Source organism: Thalassolituus alkanivorans (assembly GCF_020447205.1).
GTDB lineage: Bacteria > Pseudomonadota > Gammaproteobacteria > Pseudomonadales > Oceanobacteraceae > Venatoribacter > Venatoribacter alkanivorans.
Map to the genome: position 1 here is coordinate 82,469 of NZ_JAJAEL010000011.1, position 19,158 is coordinate 101,626.

Consider the following 19,158-nt stretch of genomic DNA (forward strand, 5'->3'; position numbering starts at 1 on the left):
ACGGATTCTGCCGGATACGGTGACACAGTACTCTTTTACCCGTTTGCGGCATGTGCGAAACTGCCGCCCTCTGAAGAGGATTTTTCATGTCAGGATTAGTATTGGCGCTGCCCGCCGCCGGGTTTTATCTGTTTGCCGCATGGCGCCAGTGGCAGACCGTCAGCGGACAGAAAACCGCCAACCGCATGCCGGTGCTGATGAGCACCATGATCGCTGCCCTGCTGCATCTGGGCTATATAGGCATGGATATGCTGGGACGCGAACACATTAACTTCGCCATGTTCGAAGTCGGCTCACTGATCTGCTGGGTCATCACCCTGCTGCTGCTGTTCTCCGGCTGGAAGAAACCGGTCGACAACCTGTTTATCGGCCTGCTGCCAATGGCCGCCGTGATTCTGCTGCTGGCGGCGGTTTCCGGTCAGCAGATGCCACTTGAGCATCTGAGTTATGGCCTGGCCTGGCATATTCTGCTGTCGATACTGGCCTATTCCGTCTTTACCATCGCCGCGGTGCAGTCGGTGTTGTTGTATCTGCAGGATCTGGCTTTGAAAAAACGCCAGACACGGGGACTGGTACAGGCGCTGCCGCCACTGCAAACCATGGATTTACTGCTGTTTGAAATGGTCTGGCTGGGCATGATCCTGCTGACCGCCGCTTTTGCCATCGGCTGGCCTTATGTGTTCGATCTGAAAGCCCAGCATCTGCTGCATAAAGTGGTGTTCGCCAGCCTCGGCTGGATCGTGTTCGCTATTTTACTGGTTGGCCGCTACCGTTTTGGCTGGCGTGGCGTGATTGCCAGCCGCTGGACCCTGATAGGTACAGGCTTTCTGGTGCTGTCGTATTTCGGCACCAAGTTTGTGCTGGAAATGGTGTTGCAGCGCTGATTCAGCCGCTTTCTGCGCCAGCAAGCCTGCTGGCGCAGTTGACAGCCCAACATCCGCCCCTATGATGGCGGGATCTTAATGTTAAAAGGATCCCGTCTTGAGTGACGTTCCCTTAAGTGTGCTCTTCGGCATACTGGTTCTGTTAATCATCTTATCTGGATTTTTCTCAAGTTCCGAAACCGGCATGATGTCGCTTAACCGTTACCGGTTACGCCATCTGGCCAAAAGTAAGCATAAGGGGGCATTGCGTGCCACCAAACTGCTGGAAAAGCCCGATCGTCTGATTGGTACCATCCTTACCGGTAATAACCTGGTCAACTTTGCCGCCGCCGCTCTGGCAACCATCATCAGCCAGCGCCTGTGGCCGGATAACCCCGATCTCGCCGTCTTTGTTAACACCATTCTGTTTACTCTGGTGGTGCTGATCTTTGCCGAGCTGACGCCAAAAACCCTCGCCGCCATCGCGCCGGAAAAAATTGCCTTTCCTGCCTCGCGCGCATTGCTGGCGATTCAGTGGCTGCTACAGCCTTTTGTCTGGTTTGTAAACACCATTGCCAACGCCCTGCTGCGTCTGGTTCGGGTGGATGTCAACAACACCACGCCGGATAACCTCAGTACCGAAGAGTTGCGCACCATCGTGCGCGAAGCCGGCTCGATGATTCCCAAGCGTCACCAGCATATGCTGATCAGTATTCTTGATCTGGAGAAGATGACGGTAAACGACATCATGGTGCCGCGTACCGAACTGGTGGGCATCGATCTCAACGATGACCTCGACACCGTGCTGCAACAGCTGCGCACCACCCAGCACACCCGTTTGCCGGTGTTTCGTGGTGATATCAACAATGTGGTTGGCATCCTGCACACCCGTAATATCAGCCGCTTTTTAACCTCCGGCGAATTCCTCAAAGAAGATCTGGAAAAAATCTGCCGCGAACCTTACTTCATTCCGGAGAGTACACCGCTGCATACCCAGCTGTTTAACTTCCAGAAAAACAAACGCCGTATTGCTCTGGTGGTGGATGAATATGGTGACGTGCAGGGTATCTGTACACTGGAAGATATTCTTGAGGAGATTGTCGGTGAATTTACCACCGACGTGGTCTCCGCCGCCTCGCCGGACGTACATCCGCAGGAAGACGGCAGCTATATCGTCGATGGTGCTGCCTATGTGCGCGATGTGAATAAAGCGCTGAAATGGGATCTGCCGACCGATGGCCCGAAAACCATCAGCGGCCTGATTGTCGAAATTCTCGAGCATATTCCCGATGCGCCGGTCTGCCTGCGCATTGGTTATTACCGCGTAGAAATTCTGCAGATCAAAGACAACACCATCCGCGCCGCCAAAATGACCACCGACCGCAAGATCAAGCTGCCGGATTAAGGCTTACCAGCAGGCTGACGACTGCACGTCAGCCTGTTTCGTACTTCAGTTATTCCCCCTTCCGGATACTCCTGCACACAGTGCAAACACTCTGTTGCAAAAAAGCAGTATGTTCATTGCTGCCCGAAATATACGAAACGTATATACTTCGTGTAATTCAACCGGGAGCCTGCTGATGGGTATTGTTAAAATTTCTGACGATCTGCACGAAGAGATCCGTGACGCCAGCGCTTCTATGTCGCGCTCCATTAATGCCCAGGCCGAATTCTGGATCAAAATCGGCATGCTGGCCGAATTCTATCCTGACCTCACTTACCCACAGCTGACACGCAAACTGCTGAGCAGTAAAGAACTGCCACTGAAGGAGTTACTGCAACATGCTGGTTAAAATCAAAACCGCGGAAGAGCTGGCACTGATGCGTGAATCAGGACGCTTGCTGGCGCAGGTGTTTGCCATGCTTGATGACTACGTCAAAGCCGGTATCAGCACCATGGATATCAACAACCGGGTCGAAGACTTTATCGTCAACGATCTGCAGGCGCGACCGGCCAGCAAGGGGCAGTACGATTTTCCCTATGTGCTGAATCCATCGGTGAATCATGTGGTTTGCCACGGCATGCCCAAAGCCAGCCAGCTGCTGCGCAACGGTGATATTGTCAATCTCGATATCACCCTGGAAAAAAACGGTTTTATTGCCGATTCCAGCAAAATGTACTGCGTCGGCCAGATTAACCCACAGGCCCGGCGTCTGGTCGATACCACCTATCAGGCGATGTGGGCCGGCATTCGTCAGGTACGCCCCGGCGCCCGTCTCGGCGATATAGGCCAGGCCATTCAACAGGTTGCCGAACGCGCAGGCTTCAGCGTAGTACGCGAATATACCGGCCACGGTATTGGCCGCGAAATGCACGAAGAACCGCAGGTACTGCACTACGGTAAAGCCGGCAGTGGCGTGAAGCTGGAAGAAGGTATGACCTTCACCATCGAACCCATGATCAATCAGGGCGATCACCGTTTAAAACATATGAAAGACGGCTGGACGGTCATTACCCGCGACAAAAAACTGTCGGCTCAGTGGGAACACACCATCGCTGTTACGGCGACAGGTTATGAAGTACTTACTCTGCGCGATGAAGAAAAAACCGCAGCGATTTAACCATCGCTGCGAACTGACCCTGATCATGCCAACCCATGGTTTTGCCCTTTATTCACCCGGCGGGCATGCTATATTGCGCCACTGACATCCTTGCCAGTTTTTGGAGCAAACATGCGTCGTATCACCCGCGAAGAGTATCCCATTGACACCCTGCAACGTATTGTCAATGGCGTCACCTTCTTCAAGGACCTGATTCACAGCGACCCGACTCAGTTTGAATTACTGATGAGCGTGACTCAGTTTGTGACCGCCGATCAGGACGAAATCATCCTGCACCACGGCGATGACGCCAACGTGCTGTATTTTTTGCTGAAGGGTCAGCTTGCAGTGTTAGCCGATGATGACAGCGGTGAAGTGATCAACGAAATCAACGCCGGCGAAATGTTCGGCGTGATGGCCATGGTGCTGAACTTCAAACGTTCAGCCTCCATTAAAGTGAATGGCCGTACTGCCTTACTGGCCGGTATTGACTACCAGCACTTCAGCGACCTTGATGATTTCACCCTGTTTACGCTGCGCACCAAAATCAGTTTCTTCCGCATGCTGACCAACAATATCCGCTGGAATCTGGAGCGCAATAAAATGCAGCTGCCCGATCACCCGCTGGTTGGCAAAGTACGCACACTGCCCCTCTATACCGGCGAAAAAAACACCCTGGAAGAATTGCACGCCCTGCATCACCAGGCGCATGCCCTGTCCGAACTGCTGTGCGAATGGAATGATGCAATGAATGACGGCGGAGAATGGAAGGAGTACTGATACTCAGCGGTGGTACTCATTAATTTCTGGTACTGCACAGATTTCCTGCCCGCAACAGTCTGATCCGTGGCTGCACCAGAGTCTGCAGCCACGCCATACCGGACACCACCGGCAATGCCCGGCTAAGGTCTTAATCCTGCGGTAAAAAAGCACTTTGCAGCGTTCTTTTACAGTCCTACAATGCCTGCGCTTTATGACCCATGTCTTTCCCTTCCGGACACTCCGTCCGGGCGACAACGAGGTTACCTGATGCCCGATTTTTTGCCCTACCTGCTGATCGCACTGGCCTTTCTTGGTCTGCTCGCCGTTGTACTTGAAGAAGTTATCCACGTAAACAAAGCTCAGGTTGTACTGTTTTTAGGTGCACTGTCCTGGGTTCTGCTGTTTGCGTTTTCCTCAGACACCCACACCCATGAGCTGGTCCAGGAAGGATTGCAGGAAAATATCGGAGAAATTGCCAGCCTCTGGCTGTTCCTGCTGGCCGCTATGACCTTTGTTGCCTACCTCAACAAAAAAGGGCTGATTGAAAGTCTGATTTATCGTTTCCTGCCCAGGCAGGTATCCGAACGCAAACTGCTGATTATGGCTGGTCTGTTCAGCTTTGTATTTTCGTCGCTGGCCGACAACATTACGGCGACGTTAATTTCTGTTGCATTGATTCTATCGCTGAATTTATCCGCCGCTAAAACCCTGCGCTTTGCCACCGTGGTGGTGTTTGCAGTGAACTCTGGTGGTGTTGCCATGATCACCGGTGACGTTACCACGCTGATGATTTTCCTCGCCGGTAAAGTCAGCATTACCAATTTACTGCTGTTATCACTGCCAGCCCTGACCGCAGTACTGCTACTCGCCGCCATGCTGTCCTGGTCGCTGCGTGATCATGCCATTATTCAGCATAAAGAAAACGATCTGGCGCGGGTCGATCTGGCCATCGCCGCTATTTTTATTCTGACTATTCTTGCCACGATTGCCGGCAATGTCATGTTTGATATTCCGCCTGTACTGAGCTTCCTGACTGGGCTGTCGGTAATGTTTCTGGTAGCCCGGGCTTACGGCGAAGATACTGAAAACCATCCGATCCTTAACTATATCCGCCAGATCGAGTTCGACACTTTGCTGTTCTTCCTCGGTATCCTGTTGATTGTCGGCTCACTGAAAGAAATCCATGCGCTCGACAGCTTTGTGGCGCTGTACCAGCATATGCCAGCCTGGGCCGCCAATTATCTGATGGGACTGCTGTCTGCCGTGATTGATAACGTTCCGCTGACGGCCGCTCTGCTGAAAGCCGATGTAACGATGACGCTGCAGGAATGGATGGCACTGACCTATGCCGTCGGCGTAGGCGGTTCGTTGCTGATTATCGGTTCTGCCGCTGGCATTGTGGCCATGAGCAAAATTGATGAGCTGACTTTTGGCAGCTACCTGAAGTTTTTTATTGCTCTGATTATCGCCTACAGCGTCGGCTATAGCAGTGTGCTGCTGCTTGGCCACTATGTACTTTAAACAGCCATTACAGACTGTATAAAAAATGCCCGGTCTTTCCGGGCATTTTTTATTTAATCGGTTTACTGTCAGACATCAGCGATATTGAGCATAACGCAGCCGCAGCGGCTCAATAATATCCTGATGTTGCTCAATCCATTCACGCATCGTCGCTGGTGCATACTCCACCCCCGGCCAGGGCACCGGATACTGAAACGGCTGAAATAGCGGTGCAAATAACGCACAGGCCGTAAGATCGGCACGGGTGAAATGTTCGCCAACCAGAAAATGCGACTGGCTGTAGGCCAGGCGTAAATCGGTTAATACACTTTCCATACGCAGCTGCGCTTTAGCGGCATTATCCGGTGTGATTTTCATCCAGCGACGCATTCCGTTTTCCAGCTTAGGAAAAATTGAACGCAATAACCAACGATAAAAGAACGGTTTACGTGCCCCCAGCAAAGGAATGACCTGAGCTGGTTGTTGCAATAAATGATGGTAACTCCAGAGACGGACATCCGGCCCGGCTTCGGCATCCAGACGACGCTCCCACTCCAGTACCTGAGCACGCAGTTCCGGATTTTTTGGCAGCAGTGGTTTTTGCGGGAAAACCTGATCAAGATAATCCAGAATCGCTGATGAACCATGCACAACCTGTCTGCCGTGTTTCAACACAGGCACCGACGTCTGGCCACTGAGTTTTTGCATCAACGCAATATGACGGCCCGGGACAAGATTAACCGTTTTATAGCGGATACCTTTATAGTCCAGTGCCCAGCGGATTTTTTCGCAGTAGTGAGAAATCGGGAATTGATACAGCGTAATACGCATCACAAAACCTCTTTATATTTTTTATGGGCGGACTTTAACAGGCCTTACGACTTTAAAAAAGCAGCCGGCTATTTTTGGTACTGAAGAACTGTTTTATGACTATAATGATTCAGGAAGGGAAGCAGACAAAACACGGCAGCGCTGTCAGGGCAGCTTAAGCTGCAGTTCCAGTTCTGCGCCGAGGATGGTTTCATTCAGCGGTTTGGCTTTTGCCTCTTCCGACTCATCCAGATGCAGACGACCGGACCAGTGCACGGCAGATTCGCTTGGTTGCTTGCCAAATACATTCGGAAAAGCATCACTGTTACCATAACTGTAATCATCCCATTCCATATCCGGCAATTTGAGATTAAGCCGCACAGGTTCTTTTGTTTTTTCACCCATGTTGTTGTCATAACCGTCAGAAACGACGGCCTTCTCTGCCGGTGCCTGCGGAGTATTTACTTCGACCTGAACGGAAGCGTCCCCCTGATTAAACAATTGTGCCGGGGTTCTGCTTCCACGCAGAATACGGTTGTCAGTTTCATTCAGAGTGACCAGTACCAACGTGGCGGCCAGTGTTGCAAATACGATCGGATAACGCATAAAGACTAAAAGCTGCTCCCGCAGATAAATTTCAAAACCGCCCAAAAGCAAGCACACACAACAGGCTGAGCGTCAGTAAACCACAGGCGATTCCGGATAACGCTCGGCTGGTGCGCAAAATAGCCTCTAATAACGCTGAAGAACAGCGCCGGATAAGCCATTTGCAAAGCGCACAGCTGACCTTTTAAGATCCTTCAAAGCTTAAAAGATTCCCTGCCAGCGCAGAAACCTGCCCTCTTCCTCACGTCGCTCAGCAGGCGGCTGTGCCGATTCAGCTACATACAGCCCGGCCAGAGCACAAAGTTCTCCATCGCGCAGCAGGGCTGGCCAGCATTCCCGCAACCAGGGAGGAACGCCGGCCTCCTGCCAGAGATGTTTCAGTGTTTTACGTGGCCTGCCGGCTATTTTCAGCGTCATGCCCTGACAGGTCCCTGCCGGCACTAAGTGGTAGTTCCCAGGCTGCACAAGCACGTCATGCCTGCTCTCTGCCGCAGGTGCAGTGACAAGCGCACCTCCGTACCATGGAATGTGGCAGTCGTCCGCAATAACCACGTCACGGGGATCAGCACTGAACGGTGGTATTTCAGCCACCAGATACAACTGCTGCTGATAACGGCGGATGGTTAAATCTCCGAGCTGCAGTCGCGGCTGACGGTCGGGAGCGGCGGCAATCACCTCCTGTTCGATTCGTTGCAGAAATTCAGCGCCCGGCATACCGCCATTCAGACCACAGCGTGTCAGCCAGCCGCGCAACAGATAAGGCCGGTGATGCGCCGGGGCGGACAGTAAAGCCGTAACCGAACAGGAAAACCCTGCGGCAAAAGGCCAGTGGCAGGAACGCAGGCAAGCCTCTACTGCTGGCTGCAATAATTCCTCTAACAACTGCTGATCCTGTTGCAGCTGCGCAATAGAGCGCTGCAGTGCGGCGTCTTTTCCCGGCAAACGGGCAAATATCTGCGGCAGCAGCGTTTGTCGCCACCAGTTGCGTTCAAACCTCTCATCACCGTTGGATTCATCGTCAACCCAGCTCAGCTGCTGTGCTTTGGCGTAGCCTTCCAGCTGAGCGCGGTGGATGTTTAATAAAGGCCTTAACAGCCAGATGCCAGACCCCGGCTGCAGCTCACGCACGGCAGCCATTGCCGCCAGACCGGTCAGGCCACTGCCGCGCAGTAAACGCATAAAAAAGGTTTCTGCCTGATCATCAGCATGATGAGCCAGCAGCAGCGTATCGCCAGGCTGACAGTGGCGGGCGAAGGCCTGATAACGGGCCTCCCGGGCCGCCTGCTCAATACCGGCGCCATGGTTACTGACTACCACCCGCTCGCAGACAAAAGGAACCTGTAATTGCGCGCACTGCTGCCCACAGTGAGCTGCCCAGGCATCAGCATTAGCCGATAAACCATGGTGTACGTGCAGCGCCAGCAAACGGTCTTTAAGCGCAGCGTTCTGTGCCAGCAGATGCAGCAACACGGTGGAATCCAGCCCGCCACTGTAGCCAACCAGCAGTCGTCCCTGACTTGCGGACAATGATGCCAGTGCCTGATTCAGGGGATTCAGCAAAGCTTCGGACATAGCGCTGTTTCAGAAGAATAAAGCAGGGATTGTAGGCAGCCTGCGCAGCCAAGACCAGCGGGTTATGCATTGCGGCAATGTCATCCACTGACTAGGCTTAGCGGATGATGCCGAACACAGGAAAGAGTAATGGCAGATAAAAACGCCGATTGTGAACGATTACTTTGCAATCAATGCGCTGATGCCGCCAATCTGGGTTTTGATTTCACCATGGCTTTTCAGCCCATTGTGAATTGTACGACACAGCGCATTTTTGGTTATGAGGCGCTGGTGCGCGGGCTGAATAATGAATCAGCGTACTCAGTCATTTCCCGCGTTAATGACGATAACCGTTATACCTTTGATCAGTTCTGCCGCATCAAGGCCATCGCACTGGCGGCCAGGCTGGGTATTGATTCCATGCTGAGCATCAATTTTTTACCCAATGCGATTTATCAGCCCGAACGCTGTATCCGCACCACTCTGGAAGCCGCCCGGAAATATGGCTTTCCCACCGATAAAATCATGTTCGAATTCACCGAAGTCGAAAAAATCTCAGACAACGGTCATATAAAACGCATTGTTGAGTATTACCATGATCTGGGTTTCAAAACCGCGACAGATGACTTTGGCTCCGGTTATTCCGGGCTGAATCTGCTGGCAGACTTTCAGACCGATATCATAAAACTGGATATGGAATTAATCCGTAATATTCACCGGAGCAGCGCACGACAGACGATCGTACGTAACTGTCTGGCGATGTTCAGCGAACTGAATATCACCGCATTAGCAGAAGGAATTGAAACCGCTGAAGAATATGACTGGCTGCGGGATGCCGGTATTGAACTGATGCAGGGCTACCTGTTTGCCAGACCCGGCTTTGAAACCCTGCCCGAAGTCAGTTTTCCCGTTTAACCAGCCGCATATTGGTTATCGGGGCAACAGCGGTATTTTTCACACCCGCGTCGTCGCCCCCACAAGCTTATGCAAATAATAATTCCACCGCATCATCGCCATAGGCATAACGCAGTTCCTGCAGTTGCTCATCGCTGGGATTAATGCGCCAGCTGTCACCCAGCTGAATATCACAGCGCGCAACCGAGTTATAGAAATCCAGCACCACCGGGCAGCCGTTATCCATACGCTGCAGCAGGCGTTTTAAATCATTGCAGAATTCATCTTCCGAACGTTCACCATCGACACGGATACGCAGCGCTTTGGCAAAGGTCAGACGCGCCTGACTGATTTCCATGGCCGCCCGCCCGGTGGCTTTTAAACCGCCCGAATAATCATCGTGGGAAACCAATGCTTCGACCACCAGCACACGGTCTTTCGCCACGACTTCGCGCACCTGTTCATAAATATCCGAGAACAGCGCCACTTCAACCCGGCCGGTGCGGTCATCAAGGGTCACAAAGCACATATTGTCGCCGCGTTTATTTTTCATCACGCGCATATCCACCACCAGCCCCGCCAGTTTTTGCGGCGCCTTGGCTTCCTGTAAATGCGACAATTTATTCGGCACCAGCTTGCGTACTTCGTGCTCGTATTCATCGAACGGGTGGCCGGTAACAAATAAACCCAGGGTATCTTTTTCGCCCTGCAAACGTTCTTTCAAAGACCAGTCGCGCAGGTGACGGTAACGTTCGTAAGGGTCGGCACCAACGGCTTCTTCCTCCTGCACCTCACCGAATAAATCCATCATACCGGCCGCTTCGTTCGCGGCTGTCTGGCCTGCACTCTTAATCGCATCTTCCAGGCTGGCCATTAATACAGAACGTGGTGCTGTACTTTCCAGACGGTCAAAGGCACCGCAGCGCACCAGAGCTTCCAGCACACGCTTATTAATTTTTTTGCCGTCGACACGCTGGCAGAAATCGAATAAATCTTTAAAAGGGCCTTCGCTGCGGGCAGCAATAATGGCCGCAATCGGGCCTTCACCCACGCCTTTTACCGCGCCCAGACCATAAACGATGGCACCGTCATCATTTACGGTAAAACCAAACTGGCTCTGGTTAACATCCGGCAGTACCAGCTCCAGTTCCATCTCACGGCATTCTTCGATAAAGGTCACAACCTTATCGGTATTCTGCATATCGGAGGTCAGAACCGCGGCCATAAACGGCGCCGGGTAATGCTGCTTTAACCACAGTGTCTGGTAAGACACCACCGCATAAGCCGCGGAGTGCGATTTGTTAAAACCGTAACCGGCGAATTTTTCCACCAGGTCGAAAATTTTCATCGCCAGATCAGGATCAACGCCCTGCGAAGCCGCGCCGTCACGGAAGGTGTCGCGCTGCTTGGCCATTTCTTCCGGCTTTTTCTTACCCATCGCCCGACGCAGCATATCCGCGCCGCCGAGGGTATAACCGGCCAGAATCTGGGCGATCTGCATAACCTGTTCCTGATAAACGATAACGCCGTAGGTCGGTTCCAGCGTTTCTTTCAGGCTTTCGTGTTCAAAATCAGGATGCGGATAGGCCACCTTGGCGCGGCCATGTTTACGGTTAATAAAGTCGTCCACCATGCCCGACTCCAGCGGCCCCGGACGAAACAGGGCCACCAGTGCGATCATATCTTCGATATTATCCGGCTGCAGGCGGCGGATAAGATCTTTCATCCCGCGTGATTCCAGCTGGAATACCGCGGTGGTCTGGGCGGCTTTTAATAATTTATACGACGGCTCATCGTCGAGCGGAATCTGACTGATGTCGACCGGTGGCAGATTTTCTTTGGCGCGTTTGCTGTTAATGGTTTTCAGCGCCCAGTCGATAATGGTCAGGGTGCGCAGACCGAGGAAGTCGAACTTCACCAGACCGGCTTCTTCCACATCGTTTTTATCGAATTGTGTCACCAGACCGGTGCCGTCAGGCTCACAGGCGGTGGCCGAGAAGTCAGTTAATTTGGTTGGTGCAATCACCACACCACCGGCGTGCTTACCGGTCTGACGGGCAATACCTTCGAGCTTCAGCGCCATTTCCCAGATTTCCTGGGCTTCTTCGTCTTCGTCGAGGAATTCTTTTAACAGGGCTTCAGACGCCAGCGCTTTTTCCAGCGTCATGCCCGGATCGCCGGGAATTAATTTGGATAACTTATCGGCCAGACCGAAGGATTTACCCTGCGCCCGCGCCACATCGCGCACCACCGCTTTTGCCGCCATGGTGCCGAAGGTCACAATCTGCGATACCGCTTCACGGCCATAGGTGTCGGCTACGTAAGCAATTACCTGCTCACGGTTTTCCATACAGAAGTCGATATCGAAATCGGGCATGGATACCCGTTCCGGGTTCAGAAATCGTTCGAACAGCAGATCGTATTCAAGCGGATCAAGATCGGTAATTTTCTGAGCGTAGGCCACCAGCGAGCCGGCACCGGAACCACGGCCCGGACCGACCGGAATATCGTGGTCTTTCGCCCACTGAATAAAGTCCATTACGATCAGGAAGTAACCGGGGAACCCCATCTGAATAATAATATCCAGCTCAAAGTTCAGACGGTCATCATAGGGTTTACGCTTTTCGGCATATTCCGCTGAGTCTTTCGGAATACCGGCCAGCACCACGTCCAGTCGTTCTTCCAGACCCACCTGAGAAATCTTACGGAAAAAATCCGCCTCACTCATGCCTTCCGGTATCGGATAATCCGGCAGGAAGTATTTACCCAGCAACACTTCCACTGTACAGCGTTTGGCAATTTCGACGGTATTGTCGATGGCCGATGGAATATCATTAAACAGTTCCGCCATTTCTTCTGCACTGCGGAAATACTGCTGCTCGGTATATTCGCGCGGCCGGCGTTTATCTTCCAGCGCATAGCCCTGACCGATCGCAACACGGGTTTCGTGCGCTTCAAAATCTTCGGCGGCTAAAAAGCGTACGTCGTTAGTGGCAACCAGAGGCACACCGCAGCGCGCTGACATGGCGATACCGGCGCGGATAACCGCTTCTTCACCGGGACGGCCGGTACGCTGTAATTCAAAATAAAAACGGTCGGGAAAGTGCTGCAGATATTCGCGCACCAGAATTTCGGCGTCAGAAACTTTGCCTTTAATAACCCGCTGGCCGACATCACCGTCGCGCCCGCCGGATAGAATAATCAGTCCGGCATTTTTCTCGAACAGCCACTCTTTTTTAACAATGGCTTTATCGTAATGCTGGTTTTTGGCGTAAGCACGGGAGATCAGTTCGCGCAGCCCCAGATAACCATCGGAGTTCAGACAGAGTGCGGTGATGCGGAACGGCTGGGTGTTGTCGTCCGGGTTTTCCAGCCACAGGTCAGCGCCCAGTACCGGCTTAACCCCGGCGTCCATGGCACTTTTGTAGAACTTAACCAGGGCGTACATGTTCGCCTGATCGGTCAGCGCGACCGCCGGCATACCCAGCTCCGCGACTTTACCGATCAGCTTTTTAACGCGGATGGTGCTGTCGTACAGCGAAAATTCGGAGTGAACCCGGAGGTGTACAAAGCCCTGTGACATGAACGGACGCCCTGACCAGCAAAAGGGAGCATTGTAACGGATTTTGCGCCCATTGGATTCAGTTGTGCGCCGGATTCAGCACAGCCCCATAGAGCTGCGGCTTACACCACCTGAGGTAAGTCCGGCCCGCCCATGCCGGGAGGCTGATCCGGGTTTTTGAAAGGGTCAGGAGAGTCCGGCTCACCGTCGTGCCAGATGCGCCTCAGATAGTCGTGGATAGCGTCATCAATCCTGCCCTGCAGGCCGCTGAGGCCCTGATTGCCGAACAGACGGTTGAACTCGAACACATAGGGATAATGGCCTACCATGGCAATATCGAACCCGCCGTGGTCAATGCCAAGCCCCAGAGCCAGCTTCTCAACCAGCGCACAGGCTTCCGGCGGCAGAATACCGGCTTCGATCTGGCCGCCCTTGGCGACATTGTTATAAAAACCACGATCGGCCTGAATCCGCCAGTAACCGCCAATAATGCGATCGCCCACCCAGACGATGCGCAGGTCGCGGTCAATGGGCAGATATTCCTGCGCATAAATCACCGGTGACAGTGCCAGATAGCGGTTCCAGTCAGCCTGGGTTTCAATCAGGAATACACCATCTCCCATACTGCTTTTGGGAATTTTGGCGACGAAAGGCAAAGGTAAGGTATCCCATACCCGTTCGGCATTGGCCGGGGTATTGGCTTCGATCAGGGTCCAGGGCACATGCTGCGGCGCGATGGTCCGAAAACAGCGCGTCATTTCGACCTTATCATGGCCGATGTAGTAACTCGCCGGACTGGGAAATATGCGCTTTTTTAAGCCATACAGCAACGCGTTCACCTGCCAGTATTGCGGAAACAGAATGCCATCAGCCGCGATCAGCAGATCGAGATGATGATTCATCAGTTCCGGTTTCAGATACTGGGTTTGGGCGAAATGAAGGGTGCGGTAAGGATCAAAAGAGATCAGCTGCATGGATCACACTGGCGCAGTCGGAGCCTGAGTAAAGGGGCAGCGATATTAGCAATGGCCGGATTCCGGCTCAGCGAAATTTTTTGCTGCTGACGATAAAGCTTTTACTCGGCCATTGATGCTGCCCCCGCGCGGAATTCGCTCTGAACAACAAAGCACTCTATGATCAGCCTTCCGAAAACTGCAGGGATACACATGTAATGCACCGGTTCGCCACTAAGGGCTGCGGCCTGCGAAGCAGAATCCTGACCATGATGATGCTTATCAGCCTGGCGTTGTTAAATGGTTGCGGCACACTCATTGCCCGCTCGGACAGCAGCCCGGTTGATGCCCGCTACTATCCGGGTACTCAGGGAAGTCTGCTGTTGCTTGGCCTGGACGGCCATACAGGCGAAGCCAGTGGCGAAATGGTGTTCTGCTGGATGTCTGTTGTTTGCCCGCTGTTCACCCTGATTGCCCTGCCGGTTGATATAACCCTCGATACTCTCCTGCTGCCTTACGATGCCCTGAAGCCGGAAAACAGCAGCATGGCAGACAAGGCTGAATAAAGTCTCCCTGCCCCCTTGCAATAAGGACTGTATATAAATACAGTACAAGCCTTATTCATAACCGAGGGATCACATTATGTTGCATGGTAGCTGCTGCTGCGGAGCCGTAAAATTCACCCTGTCCAGCCCACCGACCATGATGGGAACCTGCCACTGCACCCGCTGCCGCAAAGTCGGAGCCAGTGCTCTGGTATTTGTTAAGCGCGATGCTTTTCAGCTGACCTCCGGCGCTGATGTAATCAGCACCTACAAACCGGAAGCGCCCTATATGTACAACCGTTGCTTTTGCTCAAAATGCGGTACATCGCTGGGCGAGGTAACCTCCGACAGCGAAACCTTTCCGGTATCTGCGAACTGCTTTGACGATGAACTGAGTCTCAGTAACAGCTTTCATGAGTTCGTTAAAGAAAAGCCGCACTGGTATAAGATAGGTGATGAAGCAAAACAATTTCAGGAGCATCCGCACAGCTGAAAAAGCCGTGTTATTCTCCGGCATCAGGGTGACGATAAGCGCAGCCCTGTTACCACACAGCAGAAAGAAAATGGATATTCAGAAAGCAACAAGCGCCGATACCGAAACTATCCAGGCATTAATTTCAGCGATCTCCGAGATTGATGTACTGCCCTTATTCAGCGCCGACGGTCAGCGTGAATATAAACAGCGCGTTCTGCCGGATATAGCAACAACCATGGATGAAAGCCGTTTCGTCACACTGAAGGCGCTGAACGCCCATCAACTGGTTGGCTTTGCAGCCCTGCGTGATGGCAATTATCTGACCCACCTGTTCGTGGCGAAACAGACTCAGGGCTGCGGGCTCGGAAAGCAACTGCTGGACGCCGTACTGGCATCCACCAGCGCTAAAGAAATCAGCCTGCGCTCGTCACTGAATGCGGCCGGCTTCTACCGCCGCTATGGTTTTAAGGCGACGGGCGAGGAAGCAGCATTCAATGGCATCCGCTTTATACCCATGACGCTGATACGCGACTGACAAAAAACTTCCATAACATACACACAATAAAAAAGGAGCCGAAGCTCCTTTTTTATTAGGTCGGTTTTTTATAGCTTTTACGTAATTGCTTACGTGCTTTTTCAATTTTAATCTTACGTTTATTTTCTGTCCGTTCCACCGCATCCGCACGCTTTTTACTGCTGTGACGGATTTCTTTCTCTTTGCCGGAATACGGGTTATCGCCCTGACGGAATTCCATACGGATCGGCGTACCTTTAATTTCCAGCACGCGGCGGAAGGTATTGGCCAGATAGCGTTTGTAGTCTTCCGGCAGTTCTTTCGCCAGATTACCGTGCACCACAATAATGGGCGGGTTAGAGCCACCCTGGTGGGCATAGCGCAATTTTGGCCGGCGGTTGCGTACAACCGGTGGCTGATGGCTGGCCGTGGCATCTTCCAGAATACGGGTCAGCATATTGGTCTGCCATTTCGCCATGGATGACTGGTAAGCCTGATCAACCGAATCGTACAGATTACCCACGCCAGTGCCGTGCAATGCCGAAATAAAATGCATTTCGGCAAAGGTTAAGAAATCGAAACGACGGTCAATTTCTGTTTTTACCCGTTCTTTGGCGTCTGCTTCCATGCCATCCCATTTATTGATGGCAATCACCAGCGCCCGGCCGGAGTTCAGTACGAAGCTGAGCATATGTAAGTCCTGCTCGACGATACCGGTACGGGCATCAAGCACCAGAATACACACATGACAGTCCTGAATGGCCTGCAGGGTTTTAATAATGGAGAATTTTTCCGCCGCTTCGGAAATATTCTTACGGCGGCGTACACCAGCGGTGTCGATCAGGGTGTATTCCTGACCGTGACGCTCGTAGGGAATATAAATACTGTCGCGCGTGGTGCCGGCTTCATCGAATACCACCACCCGGTCTTCACCGAGAAAACGGTTAACCAATGTCGATTTACCCACATTCGGGCGGCCAACCACGGCAATTTTAATACCTTTAACGTCGAGCTCTTCGTGTACTGGGGCTTCTTCGCCGGCCAGTTCACGGAAGTAGTCGTCATCGTCCTGCGGCAGCTCGCCCAGCACGTATTCGATCAATGCGCTGATGCCACGGTTATGCGCGGCAGCAATCGGCAGCGGTTCACCCATGCCCAGTTCAAAGAATTCACCCAGCACCAGATCGGGGTTTTTACCGTCAATCTTGTTGGCCACCAGATAGGCGTCTTTACCGCTGCGGCGCAGATATTCGGCAATCATACGGTCGCCGTTGGTAATACCGGCGCCAACATCGACCATAAAGAAAACGATATCCGCGTCTTTAATGGCCTGGAAGCTTTGCGCGGCCATGGCCTCGTCGATGCCCTCTTCCTGGCCGCTGATACCACCGGTATCAATCACGATGAATGGCACATCACCAACCTTGCCCTCACCGTACTTACGGTCACGGGTCAGGCCGGCAATTTCAGCCACCAGCGCATCACGGCTTTTGGTCAGACGGTTAAACAGCGTGGACTTGCCCACGTTGGGACGTCCGACCAGAGCAATCACAGGGACCATGATCAGAAAACCTCATTTAAGAAATAAAACAGGCGTCGCTATACGACGCCCGGTAAAAAACATTGGCTGATACCGCCAGCGTCAGTCGGTCTGAACGCTCAGCAGCAGCAGTTCACCGGCATTGGTATACACCAGCAGACCTTTATCCGTGGCGACTAACGGACTGCGGATGCCCATATCGCGGCCACGCAGCGCACGCCAGTTGGTGCCTTCAGTCTGATTAGGATAGTTGACGTGCAGTGGTTTAGGGCGCAACAGTTTACGTCCCACCAACTCGCCATCCACCTGATTCATAATGTGCAGATAACCTTCACCATCAGCGACTGCCAGCCAGCTGCCATAAGCACTGGTCTGCCCGAGACGGCGACCATGCAGTGCTTTCTGCGTCCAGACCGGCGCGCCACTGGCCATGTCATAGGACTGGATGTGATCACTGTCGAGGGTCAGGTACAGGTTGCCCAGCGCCAGTTCAGGACTGGTGTAGGTTGAACCTTCTTCTTCCCAGCGGGTTTCGCCATTGAGCGAAACGGCTGCCAGTTTGCCGTGGTAGCTGGCCGCATAAATAATGCCGTTATCCCAGATCGGCGCGCCATCAACATCGACCAGACGCTCCAGTTCAGAGCGTCCATCCGGCGTTGCCAGGCGCACGTCCCAGCGCGGAATACCGAGGGTCTTATCCAGTGCCACCAGTTTGCCGGTAGCAAAACCGGTAATCACCAGCTGATCCAGCACCAGCGGCGTGCCGGTGCCGCGCACGGTCAGTACCGGCATCGCGGTTTCGTAAGACCAGGCCTGCTTGCCATCCGCCCGTTCAAAAGCGGTAACACGACCGTCAACGGTGTGTACAAACACCCGCTTACCGTCGGTACCCGCTGGCGCGACAGACTCACTGGTCATGCGTGAACGCCAGATTTCAGAGCCGTCGGCACTGTTCAGGCAATGCAGAAAACCGTCACGGGTAGCAACAAACAACTGACCGTTGTCTTGCGCCACACCTGCCGTTACCGCCTGCTCCAGGTCCACATTCCACTGTTCGCTGCCATCGGCCAGATCCAGCGCGTAGACCTCACCGGAAGTGTCAGCCATAAACACGGTATCGCCGCTCACCACCGGGCGCAGACGGGTATAAGCCGTACCAGCCCCCACACCAAGCTGCTTACGCCACTCGATGGAGATATCGGTTTCATCGTTGTAATCAGGCAGCCCTGTCTCGTCGGCAGCGTCAGCCGCTTCTGCCTGATTGGCTGGCTGACTGGCACAACCACTCAGCTGCACAGCCAGCAGAGCACTCAACAGGACGACAACAGGACTCAGGCGCATCAGGCGTCTCCGCTCGCAGCCAGATTATCAATCTTACGCTGCAGCTGCTGGGTGTTCAGACCCAGATTCGCAGCGGCTTCCTGCGCACGGACATAAGCCGCACGGGCTTCGCTCAGTTCGCCTTTACGGAACAGGGCATCGCCTTTGGCTTCTTCAAACTGCGCGGCATAGGCCGCGTCCGGTACAGTCGCAACCAGCGCCAGCGCTTCGTCCATTTTTTCCTGCTGAATCAGGACATTGGCCAGACGCGCCTGAGCGGTAAATTTGATCGGACCTTCGTCAGCCGTAGCAATGATGCTGTTCAGTTCAGCAGCGGCGGTATCAAAGTCACCGGCATCGGCAGCAAAGCGCGCCAGAAACAGAGCACCAAACTGGCCATAACTGGTATTGCCGAAGTCTTTTTTCAGTTGAGTCGCCAGTGCTTCCATTTCGGCTTTAGCCGCTTCATCCTGCTGCGCCGCCGGCTGTGCGACTTTGTCGACCAGCTGAGAGTACAACATGGAAGCTGCTTCGGCTGTTGCCTGCTGATTAGCCTGATAGCTGTTCCAGCCAAACCAGCCACCGGCAACAATCACGATGGTCGCCAGCAGGCTTTTACCGTTCTCTGCCCACCATTTTTTCAGCAGTTCTGCCTGTTCTTCATCCGTACGATATTCAGTCATGCGTCCACTTCCCCAAAAAAACGAATATTGTGAGTTATT

General features: G+C 53.2%; 18 protein-coding genes. 10 read left to right on the forward strand and 8 right to left on the reverse strand.

Annotation, left to right across the window (positions count from 1 at the left end; translation table 11 throughout):
• Positions 1-86 precede the first annotated feature (86 nt).
• The 6 genes from LGT44_RS07035 to nhaD all read left to right on the forward strand — a co-directional run bounded on the left by LGT44_RS07035 (position 87) and on the right by nhaD (position 5,687).
• Positions 87-884, forward strand: a complete 798-nt coding sequence (locus tag LGT44_RS07035; protein WP_145469228.1) for a cytochrome C assembly family protein — start codon at positions 87-89, stop codon at positions 882-884.
• 97 nt (positions 885-981) lie between these two features.
• Positions 982-2,268: an HlyC/CorC family transporter gene (locus LGT44_RS07040; RefSeq protein WP_145469227.1), complete on the forward strand. Its 1,287-nt coding sequence runs from the start codon at positions 982-984 to the stop codon at positions 2,266-2,268.
• A 175-nt stretch (positions 2,269-2,443) separates the two neighbouring features.
• Positions 2,444-2,656 (forward strand): ParD-like family protein, encoded by a 213-nt coding sequence (locus LGT44_RS07045; RefSeq protein WP_145469226.1) that lies wholly within the window; start codon positions 2,444-2,446, stop codon positions 2,654-2,656.
• Positions 2,646-3,425, forward strand: coding sequence for a type I methionyl aminopeptidase (gene map, locus LGT44_RS07050; RefSeq protein WP_230331147.1), 780 nt, complete (start codon positions 2,646-2,648; stop codon positions 3,423-3,425). The genes LGT44_RS07045 and map overlap by 11 nt, the downstream gene beginning before the upstream one ends.
• Positions 3,426-3,536: 111 nt before the next feature.
• The gene (locus LGT44_RS07055; RefSeq protein ID WP_145469224.1) at positions 3,537-4,184 is read left to right on the forward strand and encodes a cyclic nucleotide-binding domain-containing protein; all 648 of its coding nucleotides are present in this window, start codon (positions 3,537-3,539) and stop codon (positions 4,182-4,184) included.
• Between the two features lie 249 nt (positions 4,185-4,433).
• Entirely contained in the window at positions 4,434-5,687 is a 1,254-nt protein-coding gene (nhaD, locus tag LGT44_RS07060) for a sodium:proton antiporter NhaD (RefSeq protein WP_225691568.1), read from the forward strand.
• 75 nt (positions 5,688-5,762) lie between these two features.
• On the opposite strand, the gene LGT44_RS07065 is transcribed toward nhaD, so the two are convergent.
• From LGT44_RS07065 to tilS, 3 genes are all read right to left on the reverse strand, one after another.
• Positions 5,763-6,497: a glutathione S-transferase family protein gene (locus LGT44_RS07065; RefSeq protein WP_145469222.1), complete on the reverse strand. Its 735-nt coding sequence runs from the start codon at positions 6,495-6,497 to the stop codon at positions 5,763-5,765.
• A gap of 144 nt (positions 6,498-6,641) precedes the next feature.
• Entirely contained in the window at positions 6,642-7,082 is a 441-nt protein-coding gene (locus LGT44_RS07070; protein ID WP_225691567.1) for a hypothetical protein, read from the reverse strand.
• Positions 7,083-7,283: 201 nt separating this feature from the next.
• Positions 7,284-8,654 (reverse strand): tRNA lysidine(34) synthetase TilS, encoded by a 1,371-nt coding sequence (gene tilS, locus LGT44_RS07075; RefSeq protein WP_230331146.1) that lies wholly within the window; start codon positions 8,652-8,654, stop codon positions 7,284-7,286.
• Between the two features lie 129 nt (positions 8,655-8,783).
• Here tilS and LGT44_RS07080 point away from each other — a divergent pair, with 129 nt between their 5' ends.
• The gene (locus tag LGT44_RS07080; RefSeq protein WP_230331145.1) at positions 8,784-9,548 is read left to right on the forward strand and encodes an EAL domain-containing protein; all 765 of its coding nucleotides are present in this window, start codon (positions 8,784-8,786) and stop codon (positions 9,546-9,548) included.
• A 67-nt stretch (positions 9,549-9,615) separates the two neighbouring features.
• On the opposite strand, the gene dnaE is transcribed toward LGT44_RS07080, so the two are convergent.
• Together dnaE and LGT44_RS07090 are read right to left on the reverse strand one after the other, a co-directional pair.
• Positions 9,616-13,110 carry a DNA polymerase III subunit alpha gene (dnaE, locus tag LGT44_RS07085; RefSeq protein WP_230331144.1) on the reverse strand — a complete coding sequence of 1,165 codons (3,495 nt, stop codon included), beginning with the start codon at positions 13,108-13,110 and terminating at the stop codon, positions 9,616-9,618.
• 101 nt (positions 13,111-13,211) lie between these two features.
• Positions 13,212-14,063 carry an ATP-grasp domain-containing protein gene (locus LGT44_RS07090; protein ID WP_230331143.1) on the reverse strand — a complete coding sequence of 284 codons (852 nt, stop codon included), beginning with the start codon at positions 14,061-14,063 and terminating at the stop codon, positions 13,212-13,214.
• Positions 14,064-14,311: 248 nt separating this feature from the next.
• Between LGT44_RS07090 and LGT44_RS07095 the strand changes: the two genes are divergently transcribed.
• The 3 genes from LGT44_RS07095 (at position 14,312) to LGT44_RS07105 (ending at position 15,597) form a co-directional block, all read left to right on the forward strand.
• Entirely contained in the window at positions 14,312-14,608 is a 297-nt protein-coding gene (locus LGT44_RS07095) for a YceK/YidQ family lipoprotein (RefSeq protein WP_186435924.1), read from the forward strand.
• A gap of 76 nt (positions 14,609-14,684) precedes the next feature.
• Positions 14,685-15,080, forward strand: a complete 396-nt coding sequence (locus tag LGT44_RS07100; protein WP_230331142.1) for a GFA family protein — start codon at positions 14,685-14,687, stop codon at positions 15,078-15,080.
• A 70-nt stretch (positions 15,081-15,150) separates the two neighbouring features.
• The gene (locus LGT44_RS07105; RefSeq protein ID WP_145469214.1) at positions 15,151-15,597 is read left to right on the forward strand and encodes a GNAT family N-acetyltransferase; all 447 of its coding nucleotides are present in this window, start codon (positions 15,151-15,153) and stop codon (positions 15,595-15,597) included.
• Positions 15,598-15,652: 55 nt separating this feature from the next.
• On the opposite strand, the gene der is transcribed toward LGT44_RS07105, so the two are convergent.
• The 3 genes from der to LGT44_RS07120 all read right to left on the reverse strand — a co-directional run bounded on the left by der (position 15,653) and on the right by LGT44_RS07120 (position 19,119).
• A complete protein-coding gene (gene der, locus LGT44_RS07110; RefSeq protein ID WP_225691562.1) occupies positions 15,653-17,137 on the reverse strand; it encodes a ribosome biogenesis GTPase Der in 1,485 nt (494 codons plus the stop codon).
• An 81-nt stretch (positions 17,138-17,218) separates the two neighbouring features.
• Entirely contained in the window at positions 17,219-18,457 is a 1,239-nt protein-coding gene (gene bamB / locus LGT44_RS07115; protein ID WP_230331141.1) for an outer membrane protein assembly factor BamB, read from the reverse strand.
• On the reverse strand, positions 18,457-19,119 hold the full coding sequence (locus LGT44_RS07120) for a YfgM family protein (RefSeq protein WP_225691560.1): 663 nt from the start codon (positions 19,117-19,119) through the stop codon (positions 18,457-18,459). The genes bamB and LGT44_RS07120 overlap by 1 nt, the downstream gene beginning before the upstream one ends.
• Positions 19,120-19,158: the final 39 nt, after the last annotated feature.

Bases quoted from the DNA above. Each gene is read 5' to 3' on its own strand.
- LGT44_RS07035 (WP_145469228.1), top strand. From the start codon at position 87: ATGTCAGGATTAGTATTGGCGCTGCCCGCCGCCGGGTTTTATCTGTTT.
- LGT44_RS07045 (WP_145469226.1), top strand. From the start codon at position 2,444: ATGGGTATTGTTAAAATTTCTGACGATCTGCACGAAGAGATCCGTGAC.
- map (WP_230331147.1), top strand. From the start codon at position 2,646: ATGCTGGTTAAAATCAAAACCGCGGAAGAGCTGGCACTGATGCGTGAA.
- LGT44_RS07055 (WP_145469224.1), top strand. From the start codon at position 3,537: ATGCGTCGTATCACCCGCGAAGAGTATCCCATTGACACCCTGCAACGT.
- nhaD (WP_225691568.1), top strand. From the start codon at position 4,434: ATGCCCGATTTTTTGCCCTACCTGCTGATCGCACTGGCCTTTCTTGGT.
- LGT44_RS07065 (WP_145469222.1), bottom strand. From the start codon at position 6,497: ATGCGTATTACGCTGTATCAATTCCCGATTTCTCACTACTGCGAAAAA.
- LGT44_RS07070 (WP_225691567.1), bottom strand. From the start codon at position 7,082: ATGCGTTATCCGATCGTATTTGCAACACTGGCCGCCACGTTGGTACTG.
- tilS (WP_230331146.1), bottom strand. From the start codon at position 8,654: ATGTCCGAAGCTTTGCTGAATCCCCTGAATCAGGCACTGGCATCATTG.
- LGT44_RS07080 (WP_230331145.1), top strand. From the start codon at position 8,784: ATGGCAGATAAAAACGCCGATTGTGAACGATTACTTTGCAATCAATGC.
- dnaE (WP_230331144.1), bottom strand. From the start codon at position 13,110: ATGTCACAGGGCTTTGTACACCTCCGGGTTCACTCCGAATTTTCGCTG.
- LGT44_RS07090 (WP_230331143.1), bottom strand. From the start codon at position 14,063: ATGCAGCTGATCTCTTTTGATCCTTACCGCACCCTTCATTTCGCCCAA.
- LGT44_RS07095 (WP_186435924.1), top strand. From the start codon at position 14,312: ATGATGATGCTTATCAGCCTGGCGTTGTTAAATGGTTGCGGCACACTC.
- LGT44_RS07100 (WP_230331142.1), top strand. From the start codon at position 14,685: ATGTTGCATGGTAGCTGCTGCTGCGGAGCCGTAAAATTCACCCTGTCC.
- LGT44_RS07105 (WP_145469214.1), top strand. From the start codon at position 15,151: ATGGATATTCAGAAAGCAACAAGCGCCGATACCGAAACTATCCAGGCA.
- der (WP_225691562.1), bottom strand. From the start codon at position 17,137: ATGGTCCCTGTGATTGCTCTGGTCGGACGTCCCAACGTGGGCAAGTCC.
- bamB (WP_230331141.1), bottom strand. From the start codon at position 18,457: ATGCGCCTGAGTCCTGTTGTCGTCCTGTTGAGTGCTCTGCTGGCTGTG.
- LGT44_RS07120 (WP_225691560.1), bottom strand. From the start codon at position 19,119: ATGACTGAATATCGTACGGATGAAGAACAGGCAGAACTGCTGAAAAAA.